We start from the raw sequence: 10,093 nt of genomic DNA, 5'->3' as shown, positions 1-10,093 counted from the left end.
ATCTCCAGCGATCGCCCATAGAGCGGTTCAGCTTCAGTCAATCGTCCTTGCGCGTAGTAGAGTCCTGCCAGGTTGTTGAGACTGAGTGCCACAGCGGGATGGTCGCCCGCAAAGCGAGATTCGGTGACGCTCAAACACTCTGCATACCATTCTTCCGCTTGGCGATAGAGTCCCTGTCCTTCATAGAATCGCGCGAGTGCAATGAACGGCCACGTTAAATCGTCTCCTTCCCATTCTGTGGTGTGGTGTTCTGCTACTTCTTGGATATGCGATCGTACCAATTCAAACCCCTTAATCTTTTTCGTTGTTGGGTTACCTGGCATTTGACTCGCGATCGCAATCATCCCTGACACAAACGCCGATCGAAACGGATCTTCTCCTGTCTCTTGAACTGCAATGGCTTCCTCTTCCCGCAAAAACTGCCGAGCCAATGGATGCAACCGACACCAACCCGGTCGATCTTGTTCAAACTGCACCAGCGACGCATTCTCCAGCCGCGCCTTCAATCCTCCCAATTCATACGCTTCACCCTCCACCCGTTGCATCACCCATTCCGCCAAGTCCCACCCAATCCAATCCAGCGCGAAATAACTCAACAGTCGAGCTACTTGCTGCGCTTCCGGTTCCAGCGTTTCCCACGTCAAATCCAACGCCGCCTTTACCCCTCGCTCCGCCAGCATCTCATCGTCATCCGCCCTCACCAGCGCCGGATCTTGCATCCCTTTTGCCTGCAAACTTGCGATCGCCTGCCCCAAAGTCCGATAGCGATCGCGCCTCAAATAACACCCCACCAACTCAATCCCCAACGGCAAATACCCCAACGCCGCACAAAGCCGATCCGCCGTCGCCTGATCCTGCTCGACCCGCCCGTGACTCTCCAACAATGCCAGGAGCCACCGCGCCTCTGAGGGCTGCAAGACATCCAGCGGAATCGTCACCCGCGTTGGTAAAAGATCCTGTCGTCTCGTCGTCACCAACACCCGAAATCGATCTTCAGTCGGTAGGAACGATCGCACTTTCGCCCAGTCTGCCACATCATCCAGCACAATCAGCGTCAATCCATCCGGTCGCCACTGTTGCCAACACCACGCGATGAGCTGTTCCGGTTCGAGCAGTTGCGCTTTGACGGCCTCCAATCCTGGTAGGTGTCGATCGAACTCTGCCCTAAACAAAATTTGCGATGCGATATCCCCCGTCTGTCCATTTAGCCAATACACGCCCCCCAAAAATTTCGCCTTATTCCGAGTCGCATACTGCACCGCAAGCTGAGTTTTTCCCAATCCTCCCATTCCCGACACCGCAGAAATTGCCACTTGAGCGGAAGTCTCAAAAATTTCATCCAGCCGCGCCAATTCAGTCGTCCGCCCTACAAAATTTGGAGGCGATCGATAAGGAATTTCATAAGACGGCGTTACTTTGTCGGAGCCGGAATCCGACGAATTCAGTCAATCCTCCTTAACCCCAAAGTAAAACTTGGCATTTTCTCCAGCTTGGATCACCTGCGATTTTGGATCATTCACTTGCAATCCTTGACCATCGTAGACATTCATCACATTACGGGCATCAGTTTTGCCGACGTTGATAATTTGTTCTGCAATCTGCCGTACCTCTGCCGCAAACTCCTGATCTTGGGACATTGCCAACCGCAAAAAAGCACCCACATCCTGTAAAGCCTCTGGGTCTCCGCCTTCCGCCGCCGTGATCGCTCGTTCTGCCGCCGCATTTCCTTGAAGTTTTTTGATGACGATCGACTTCAATCCATCCGCTTTCTTCAATCCCGCCTCAAGCGTCTTCTCGCCCAGCTTACCGACGATCGATTCAATAAACTTCTTACCAGGTTCAGACTGAGCAAAATGACTCAAGAATGCAAACGCAGCAATACCGATCGCGCTTAATGGATCAGCCATAAGAATTTTCCGAAGTAGGACTGTATCTTTTCTACTCCAGAAATGAAAGTTGTTCCGTAAAACTTCAGAATTTCAGTAGAAAGTAGGAATGATTGAGTTTGAACCCTCATTGTTTCTACTTGAAGTGCGGTAGCTTCGCTTCACTGCGTGTTCGTGTCATTGGATGATCCGAGAGTTCATCGGTGCGGTTCTCTCGGATGGCTTTTGGAGGAGCGAACACCGCGTGGAGCGTAGCTAGAGAACTTTGCTCAAAGATGCGATCGCCGAAGCAATTGATCCAGGGAACGGGAATGATCGGTGCAGTGATTCTTCGGTTTGCAGTCAGAATGGCTTTGCAGGGAAGGTCTTCAAAGGATTGATCGACGATCGATCGCGCCAATCGATCAGAGACCATTGTGTAACTCGCTCCAGTGTCAATCAAAAGTCGAGCGGTCACAACATCGCTGCCCAATCTTCAGGAATATCCCCCATATATTCGATCGCAAGCGTCTTTGTTCCGTCACGACGATGGGCTGCAACTTCGTCATAATAGATGGTGTCTCGATTGAGAGAATGAGCGATCACTTGTCCACGAATGGGATTCAATTGGTCATCGATTTCGGTGCAAGCAACCAAAAGCCATTCGCCATCGTATCGGTGCTTCATTTCTTCGCGGGTGAGAATCTCTGCCACAGCGTTCACAATTGGGCGATCATCTACTCTCCTGCTGAATCACGCAACTGCAAATCCGGTGAAGGGTCGAATCTCAGGTTCATGGAATCCGAGGACGATCGCAGTTTTGGGAATGCCAGCCGCAATTAATTCGTTTGCAATGCCGTCTTCGGTTCCGTCGCGCTGAATCCAGACTTTGCCTTTCTCGATGCTGATGTGGATCAAACAGCTATGAATGCGCTCGCCTCGATTCCAGCCTATAGACATGACAAGATACTGAGTGTTTCTGGATCAAAGGCGGCGTAGTTTTGAGCGTTGACGTTGGCGTAGGTGATGTTCAGGTAGGGGGTGAGAACATTGCGAATGATTTGGCGGTAGGTCTCTAGGGTATCCATTGCACAATTGTTTTTGTCGTTGGATCAAAGATAAGGAGTTTGAGCAGTTGCTTGCGAAGGAGACTAGCTCCGATCGTTTCCTCAAAGACTTCTCGATAAGTGAGCGATCGAATTGCGAGATAGAGGATGCGGTCGGGTTCGATATCTTCTAGCGTACTTTGATAAATCACAAAGGCATGGTGAGTTGATGGCAGAACCGATACTTTAACGGTATCACTGGCTTGCGATCGCGGCTCTTTTCAATCCGTTAGGAGGCAAATACTTCGTGAAGCGGAACTACTACCTCTCAACCTTCTGCTGCTTGGATTTGTGGGAGGAGGGCTTGTGTGATTGGATGATCTGAGAGTTCGGAAAGGCGATCGCTTTGAATTCCCTCAATCGAGGTTTCTGAACTACATTGAGGGAATTGACAAACAAAGGTCTTGAATGGCTCTTCGCTACGCTGCTATTTCGCCCGTGATTGCAAATCACGGTCTATCAGAGCAAAGTCCGTTGGAAACGGACTGGGAAAAGGATGAGGCGGAGAGGGCATCGGGTTCTATTTTTTGGGAAATGGTGTTGTTAGCGTGGTGGTGTTTCTGATTCTGGACGTAGGCAATTGCCGCATTTAGGGTTCTTTTGCTGACTGAGAAGACGCTGTATTCCTCTTGCCATTTAAACTTGGGCTTTAAGTCGGGATGATTGAGGTTCACGTAGCGAGAACTTCTGCCTTTGACCGCTTTGACATATTCGGCTGGAGCAATGTTGGGTGGAATCGAAACAATCACATGAACGTGATCAGCAATGCCGCCGATGGCATGAAGACAACCGCCCAATTCATGAGTTCTCGCCTTGATGATGTGATAAAGGATCGTCTCCCGAACTGGCGTAATCAAGGGAAGCCGTTGATGTGTCGCCCAAACAAAATGATAGTTGAGTTCCCAAAGTGGCATGGCTAAAGTTCAAAATCCTCTGCTCTGGTTTAGGGTGACCGACCCTCTACTAAAGCCAACACCCCTCGCCAAAATCCCTCAATTCTCCCAGTCTGTTTCAACGGACTTTGTTCTGATAGACCGTGATTTGCAATCACGGGCGGATGGATAACGCAGCGAGAAAATTCTGCCCGCTCCGAACGATCGCCCCTCCACTCCAAACGATCGCCTCCCGTCTCGAACGATTGCCGTCTCTCTTCCAACGATCGCTGTCCCGCTCCGAACGATCGCTGTCCCGCTTTAAACGATCGCCCCTTCTCCCACAACTGCTTCCCTCGCAATGGAAAATCAACGCGACGATCGCACCCTGACGATCGTTCCTGTCCGCTATGCCTCGGTTGTGGAGTCGTTCTTCGCTCGCAATTGTTGGAGGAGGGCTTGCGTCATTGGATGATCTGAGAGTTCTGTTGTGCGATCGCTTTTAATCGCTTGCACCAAGAAAATTACAAAGTCTTGCCAGACACCTTGGGTATCGGGATGTGCCTCCCCCAGTTGCTCGTAATAAATACCAATCGCACGATGAAATAAGGGTTCCGCTTCCGCATAGCGCCCTAAACTAGTGTAGAGTCCTGCAAGATTGCTAAGGCTTCGCGCTATATCAGGATGGTTGTCGTCCAACTGCCGCTGCCCAGCTTCTATAGATCGCCCGTATGTTAGCTCCGCCTCAACGTATCGTTTTTGTGCCTGATATATTAGGGCAAGATTGTTAAGGCTTGTAGTTATCTGAGGATACTCAGAACCTAAATTATTTTCTTCAATTTCTAGCGATCTCAACTTATATGATTCTGCTTTCTCATAACGTTCTTGGTCTAGATAAAGTAGTGATAGGTTGTTAAGGAGCATTGCTACTTTGAGATGGTTGTTACCTAAATGTTTTCGCATAATTTTCAGGGATTCTATGTATAGAGGTTCAGCATCACTATTACGACCCTGCCGCCGATAGAGTTCTGCTAAATTGTTCAGACTAACTGCTACTTGAGGATGATCAGAACTCAGATGCTTTTTCTCAATGTCTATTGACTTCAGCTTAAATACTTCTGCATCTTCATAACGTCCTTGATCATGTGAAAGTAACGATAAATTATTTAATGTAGTTGCCAGAGCAATATCGTCGTCGCCTAGTTGATTCTGTTGAATTTTGAGAGATTCTGTTAAAAGTAATTCAGCTTCTGTGTAGCGGCTTTGTAGACGATATAACTCTGCAAGGGTGTTAAGATCTGTAGCGACTTCAGGATGAGCGTTGCCATAATACTGGCGATCAATTCTGAGAGATTGAATGCAAAGACGCTCTGCTTCTACGTATCGCCCTTGAGTCAAGTATAGTCCTGCAAGATTATTGAGGCAGGCTGCAACCTCAGAGCGATCAGTTTCACCCTGCTGCTGCCAAATGTCAAGAGATTTCAAATAGAGAAATTCTGCTTTCGTATGGCAGCCTTGAATCTCGTGGAGTGCTGCAAGGCTATTGAGGCTGTATGCCACATCAGGATGGTTATTTCCCAACCGCTTCTCCACAATTTCTGAACAATCCTTTAACCAAGACAATGCTTTAGCATAGGCTCCCTGTCCTTTATAGAACCAACCAATCCGTCGAGAAGGTTCCATCACATCTGAATCTGCCAACCAAGGTTCTAGGGTTGTTGCTGCTTCCTCAACGTGTGGGATCGCAGATGTTACCTTCTTGATGATTGAGAGCGTTGCAACATACGGAATTGTTTCTGCCACTGTCACCATCACCCGACAAAACGATCGCTTCCATTCCTCTACTTCTGCCATCTGCTCTCGCTTCACCGCAAAAAACTCTCGCAGCAGTTGATGCAGTTGATACATCTCCTGTCCAGTTCGCTCCAGCAGGCTCAACCCCAACAGCTTGTCATCGCGCAGATCTTCCAGGGCTTCTGCATCCTCCTCCGGCAAACACGCCTCAACTAACTCCCACGGGATTTCTGCCAGCGCAAACAGACTCAACAACGCCGCCAACTGTTGAGCGTTTTGATCCAAATCCTGCCAACTCAACTCAAACGCAGCCGTCACGCCCAATGATGCCGTCATTCCTGATTCCGCTTTGAGCAAGGCTTGAGCAAATAGCTTTTTATCCTGCAACCGTTGCCACAAAAGCCCGATCGACACATCCCATTTCTTCGCCAAATACCGCCCGACAAGCTCCAACCCCAACGGCAAATAGCCCAACCACTCACAAACTTGCTTTGCGGTTGCCAAATCTTGATCAACTCGTGAATCTTGAACGATCGCCCGCAACAACTCCAGTGATTGCCCTTCCGACAGCACCTTGATTTCGTAATTTTGGACAGGATGACCAAAGCGCGATCGCGTCGTCATCAACACCTTGAACTGCGATCGCTGTGGCGGCAAGAACGGTTTGACATCCTCATACGCCTGCACATCATCCAGCACAATCAGCGTTTCTTTTTGCTCCCACTTTCGCCAACACCAGGCTACCTTTTGGGCTAACTCCAGATCGTCTGGGATTGAGAAATTGAAGTGCGATCGCGCAAACAGGACAATCTGCGATCCCACATCCTCTCGCGCTTTTAGCCAGCAGATTCCCCCCGGATAGGTGCCCAGGTCTCGCTGCTCAAGAGCATACTGCGCCGCTAACTCCGTCTTGCCAATCCCGCCCATTCCCGTAATTGATGAAATAGCGATCGTCTCCCTCGATTGAAGCTGTTCATGCAGCGTCGCTAAATCCTCGTCTCGCCCCACAAAGATCTTGCTGACAAGCGGCAGATTCGCCGGAATGCTGAGAGGATAGACAGGCTTCGATCGCGTTGCCTCCGGTGCCACACTTCCCGGAAATCCTGGCTTTTGGGTGGGCTTGGTTCGTCCATCTAGCGCCGACTGCCGCACCAATTCTTGCGCCTCTGCCTCATCGACTCCGACCAGATCGACATAAACGATCGTTGCCAAGATGCCAGTCAGCTTACATTCCCCCACTCGAATCGGAATTAAGGTTCGTTTTTCCCCGGTTGGGTCTTGAGCAAACGCCGCTGCCCATTCTGGTTGAGTAAACAGAGATTGCAAATAGTTGTCTGACAAAACAGCGATCGTTCTTTCCGCTTCCGATGCCGCCTTTTGCATATCCAGTACAAAGTTTCCGCCAGAGCGAAAATCCCACGCCTGAATGACCACCGAATATCCTGCCTCTTCCAGAATCCAGGCGATCCATTCTGCGAAGGCGCGATCGTGGCGGTTGTAGCTAACAAAAAAATTCTTCATCAGGCAGCAGGTGAGAACCGAGAGCGGCGATCGTTTCTACACTCTTTCTACTCTAAAAACTTAAGTAATTCCGTGAACCCTCAGAACTGCTGTAGAAAACGACACTTGTGCAGTCCAAAGTGCGATTGTTTCTGCTCAAAACACGATTGTTTCTGCTCAAAGTGCGATCGTTTTCACTTTTTGCTTGAGGCTCCAGGCTTTTTGCTCAAATCATCGGGCTAAAAACAGAAAAGTTCCTATTTCAGACAGCACCAGACGCGCTCGGATCTGGAGAGATTGAGTTAGAAGCGCGATCTCTATGAGTTACCCGCGAGGGGTCGCGACAGCTTACTCGTCCGTAAAGCGATCGACCTGCAACTCAAATCCTGGAAGTACAGACTCTCCTGAAAGTTTTGTGGGCAGCGGGAGCTTCGCTACACTTCGTGTTCGCACTTCTGTCTCCTGCCCTTGACGGTAGAGTTCAACCTGTTGGTCTTGAGGATTGAACAGCCAACCCAAGCGAACCCCACTCGCCAGATATTCCTGCATCTTTTCCTGAAGCGTCGCCAGATCATCCGTGCGAGAGCGGAGTTCGATCACAAAATCGGGGGCAGTTGGCAGAAACTTTTGGCGCTGTTCTGGTGTGAGGGCTTGCCATCAAGACAACTCTACCCAGGCTGCATCCGGAGAACGATCTCCCCCACTGGGAAGCTCAAACAGCGTCGAAGAGCTAAACACCTTTCCCAGTCGGGTCTGCTTATTCCAGAGATATAGCTCCCCCCCCAAGCCCATTTCTCGGTTTCCGCTGTCTCCTCCAACTGGCGACATAACAATCAAGGCTCCTTTGGCGTTCCGTTCGATCGTCCAGTCAGGATTATGAATACAGAGTTGATAAAATTGCTCATCGCTGAGATGAACGTGCTTAAGATCCAGCTTGAGGGGAAGGGTCAGTTCCATTTTTGCTCCCATCCAGGACAATCTACGCTGAAGGTTTGAATTGAATGCACGATGCGCTTTGCAAGAAACGGCAACGCTGCCCAACTTTATTGAGATGTTCCAATCTGCCTAAAAAACCGCTGCACCTGACATTCAAATCCTGGCAAAATTGGGGAAGCGATCGTTTCTCGATAAAACCGATTACTTGGAAATAAAGTGCGCCCACACCTCACCGTCAGGGCCAGCCGTCTGATCCACATAGCTGTAAGGATAGAGTCGCTTGCGACCTTCGGTATTCGTATAACCAGAAATCGCATCGCCCCACGGATCATTCACAATGTAGCCTTGAGGCGTGTACCCGATCGTCGTAATGATGTGTCCCCCATGCGTAAACAGCCCACACAAGACGACCGGACGACCATTCATCAACTCTTCCTTCACCTCCTGCCACTTATAAGTCGTGCTAAAACGACTCTTAAAGCCATACGCCTCAATCATTTCTACCAAAACGTTGTGATTGGTCTGAGAGCCTTCTCCAGCTTTGTTAAAACACCACTGCAAAAGCTCATCCTCTAGCTGACCGCCGTCTTTAGAGCGCAGTCCGTAGTAGTAGAAAACCATCGCGATCGCCGTCACATTACAGGTTGACCAATAATAGCGAGGGTTGTCACGCTGAGAAAAGTACGGCACATTCATCTCGACCGTTCCCGGAATCGGGTTAAACGCTCGTCCGCCCCGCTTCATCTGCACAAAATCAGGAAACACAAAGCCCGTATTGCCAAAATTAGGAACTTCCTCAGTCAGTGTGACTTTGATGTGTCCGCCCTGAATCATGTAGCTCGACACGCCGTAGAAATCGCCCGCGTTGAAACCTGCTCGTTCTTGCGGTTGTAGTTGAGCCGAGTCTACTGGACGCTTTTTGAGAATGGTCGATCGCAGTGCCGTCACCGTCAGCGCATTTGGGTCATAAGGAATCACCTTGCCGTCACGCTTGATTTGAGCATATTGCCAGAAGACATATCCCACATCGCCAAAATTAGGCAACGGTTGCGCCAACTTCACTCTAAAGTGGCCGCTCACACAGGCATAGCCCAAAATTTGTAGCGTTTGCCCCTCCACCAGGTTGGCCTTCTCATTTGCCGCCAGCCTCGACGAATCCGCCACTCTCGCCTTGATCAGCGTCGTCGTCGTCACCAACATCTGAGCCGATAGAGGAATATCCGGCACATCATCAATGCCAAACCGCAGCACTTGATTGCCCTTACTCAGTTGCACATCATTTTCGTAGAGGTAGCCAAAATCCCCAATGGGCGCGATCGCCGTCGCCAACTCCAGCTTGAGATGTCCATCCAGATAGCCGTAGCGATTGACTGCAAAAGTTTGCCCCGCTTTGACCAATACCTTCTCAGAGTCCTTGAGCTTGCCTGAGTCAAAAGGAGCGACTTTAAAGAACGTATCGCGCATGACTTTCAGCGTCAGAGCTTGCCCCACGGTCAACGGGTCAGCACTCACCGTAATATAAAAGATTCGATCCTCAACCACCTTGTTGGCAGCGTCAAAGCCTCTCAGTCGCAGCCAGCGCGTTCCTGCCGCCGAAAAACCTCTAGGCATGTTGACCTGCCACGTTCCTGCGCTCGTCGTCACACTCAACGGAAACTTGTCTTCGGCCGCCACAGTGATTTTGGCGATTCGCCTGGTGTCGTAGCTTCCCTTAAGCGTCAGTGGCTTGTTGACCAAGACTTCTCTCGGCCCGGCGTAGATGGGTGGAGCGGCAACCCCCGCGAGATTTCTGACAGTAGGATCGGTCATGGTAGTTACGGATGGAGGGATGAGGGATAAGGGGTGAAAAATTCTACTGACTTAGGGTGTCAAGGGTTCTCGGTTTGTTGATGAATTACGAGGATTGACCACCCAGGTAGAAGCGGCATTTTTGACGATCGAGCGGCGACAGGAACCCCTAATAATTTAACGTGAATTCGATGGAGTTTTCTCGCTTCGTTAGTCAGCACTTCTGCCCCCC

At 50.0% G+C, this 10,093-nt stretch carries 11 protein-coding genes and 1 pseudogene; all 12 read right to left on the bottom strand.

The annotated features are described in order from the left end of the window. Nucleotides 1-1,352: tetratricopeptide repeat protein (locus ACKFKF_RS03675; RefSeq protein WP_446866437.1), on the bottom strand; the 1,352-nt coding region annotated here is incomplete at its 3' end. 93 nt (nucleotides 1,353-1,445) lie between these two features. Continuing rightward, nucleotides 1,446-1,907, bottom strand: a complete 462-nt coding sequence (locus tag ACKFKF_RS03670) for a hypothetical protein (RefSeq protein WP_446866436.1) — start codon at nucleotides 1,905-1,907, stop codon at nucleotides 1,446-1,448. 115 nt (nucleotides 1,908-2,022) lie between these two features. Further along, nucleotides 2,023-2,301, bottom strand: coding sequence for a hypothetical protein (locus ACKFKF_RS03665; RefSeq protein WP_446866435.1), 279 nt, complete (start codon nucleotides 2,299-2,301; stop codon nucleotides 2,023-2,025). Between the two features lie 38 nt (nucleotides 2,302-2,339). Continuing rightward, nucleotides 2,340-2,579 (bottom strand): hypothetical protein, encoded by a 240-nt coding sequence (locus tag ACKFKF_RS03660; protein WP_446866434.1) that lies wholly within the window; start codon nucleotides 2,577-2,579, stop codon nucleotides 2,340-2,342. Nucleotides 2,580-2,618: 39 nt separating this feature from the next. Further along, entirely contained in the window at nucleotides 2,619-2,825 is a 207-nt protein-coding gene (locus ACKFKF_RS03655) for an element excision factor XisI family protein (protein ID WP_446866433.1), read from the bottom strand. Further along, nucleotides 2,816-2,953, bottom strand: a complete 138-nt coding sequence (locus ACKFKF_RS03650; protein ID WP_446866432.1) for a hypothetical protein — start codon at nucleotides 2,951-2,953, stop codon at nucleotides 2,816-2,818. The genes ACKFKF_RS03655 and ACKFKF_RS03650 overlap by 10 nt, the downstream gene beginning before the upstream one ends. After that, nucleotides 2,941-3,123 (bottom strand): element excision factor XisH family protein, encoded by a 183-nt coding sequence (locus ACKFKF_RS03645; RefSeq protein ID WP_446866431.1) that lies wholly within the window; start codon nucleotides 3,121-3,123, stop codon nucleotides 2,941-2,943. The genes ACKFKF_RS03650 and ACKFKF_RS03645 overlap by 13 nt, the downstream gene beginning before the upstream one ends. 297 nt (nucleotides 3,124-3,420) lie before the next feature. Next, nucleotides 3,421-3,885, bottom strand: coding sequence for an IS200/IS605 family transposase (tnpA, locus tag ACKFKF_RS03640; RefSeq protein ID WP_446866430.1), 465 nt, complete (start codon nucleotides 3,883-3,885; stop codon nucleotides 3,421-3,423). Nucleotides 3,886-3,914: 29 nt separating this feature from the next. Then, complete coding sequence (locus ACKFKF_RS03635; protein WP_446866429.1) at nucleotides 3,915-4,205, bottom strand: hypothetical protein; 291 nt, start codon at nucleotides 4,203-4,205, stop codon at nucleotides 3,915-3,917. A gap of 46 nt (nucleotides 4,206-4,251) precedes the next feature. Continuing rightward, on the bottom strand, nucleotides 4,252-7,158 hold the full coding sequence (locus ACKFKF_RS03630; RefSeq protein ID WP_446866428.1) for a tetratricopeptide repeat protein: 2,907 nt from the start codon (nucleotides 7,156-7,158) through the stop codon (nucleotides 4,252-4,254). Nucleotides 7,159-7,485: 327 nt separating this feature from the next. Further along, nucleotides 7,486-8,094: pseudogene (locus ACKFKF_RS03625) on the bottom strand (Uma2 family endonuclease). A gap of 180 nt (nucleotides 8,095-8,274) precedes the next feature. Beyond that, the gene (locus ACKFKF_RS03620; protein ID WP_446866427.1) at nucleotides 8,275-9,882 is read right to left on the bottom strand and encodes a C39 family peptidase; all 1,608 of its coding nucleotides are present in this window, start codon (nucleotides 9,880-9,882) and stop codon (nucleotides 8,275-8,277) included. Between the last annotated feature and the right edge of the window lie 211 nt (nucleotides 9,883-10,093).

It is taken from the genome of Phormidesmis sp. 146-12 (genome assembly GCF_052939495.1).
The sequence above is the reverse complement of the archived record's forward strand: the minus strand, read 5'-3'. Positions and strand labels throughout refer to the sequence as shown.

What these genes read in the sequence shown, in the direction of transcription:
- ACKFKF_RS03650 (WP_446866432.1), bottom strand. Translation starts at nt 2,953, where the DNA reads ATGGATACCCTAGAGACCTACCGCCAAATCATTCGCAATGTTCTCACC.
- ACKFKF_RS03655 (WP_446866433.1), bottom strand. Translation starts at nt 2,825, where the DNA reads ATGTCTATAGGCTGGAATCGAGGCGAGCGCATTCATAGCTGTTTGATC.
- ACKFKF_RS03620 (WP_446866427.1), bottom strand. Translation starts at nt 9,882, where the DNA reads ATGACCGATCCTACTGTCAGAAATCTCGCGGGGGTTGCCGCTCCACCC.
- ACKFKF_RS03630 (WP_446866428.1), bottom strand. Translation starts at nt 7,158, where the DNA reads ATGAAGAATTTTTTTGTTAGCTACAACCGCCACGATCGCGCCTTCGCA.
- ACKFKF_RS03670 (WP_446866436.1), bottom strand. Translation starts at nt 1,907, where the DNA reads ATGGCTGATCCATTAAGCGCGATCGGTATTGCTGCGTTTGCATTCTTG.
- tnpA (WP_446866430.1), bottom strand. Translation starts at nt 3,885, where the DNA reads ATGCCACTTTGGGAACTCAACTATCATTTTGTTTGGGCGACACATCAA.
- ACKFKF_RS03665 (WP_446866435.1), bottom strand. Translation starts at nt 2,301, where the DNA reads ATGGTCTCTGATCGATTGGCGCGATCGATCGTCGATCAATCCTTTGAA.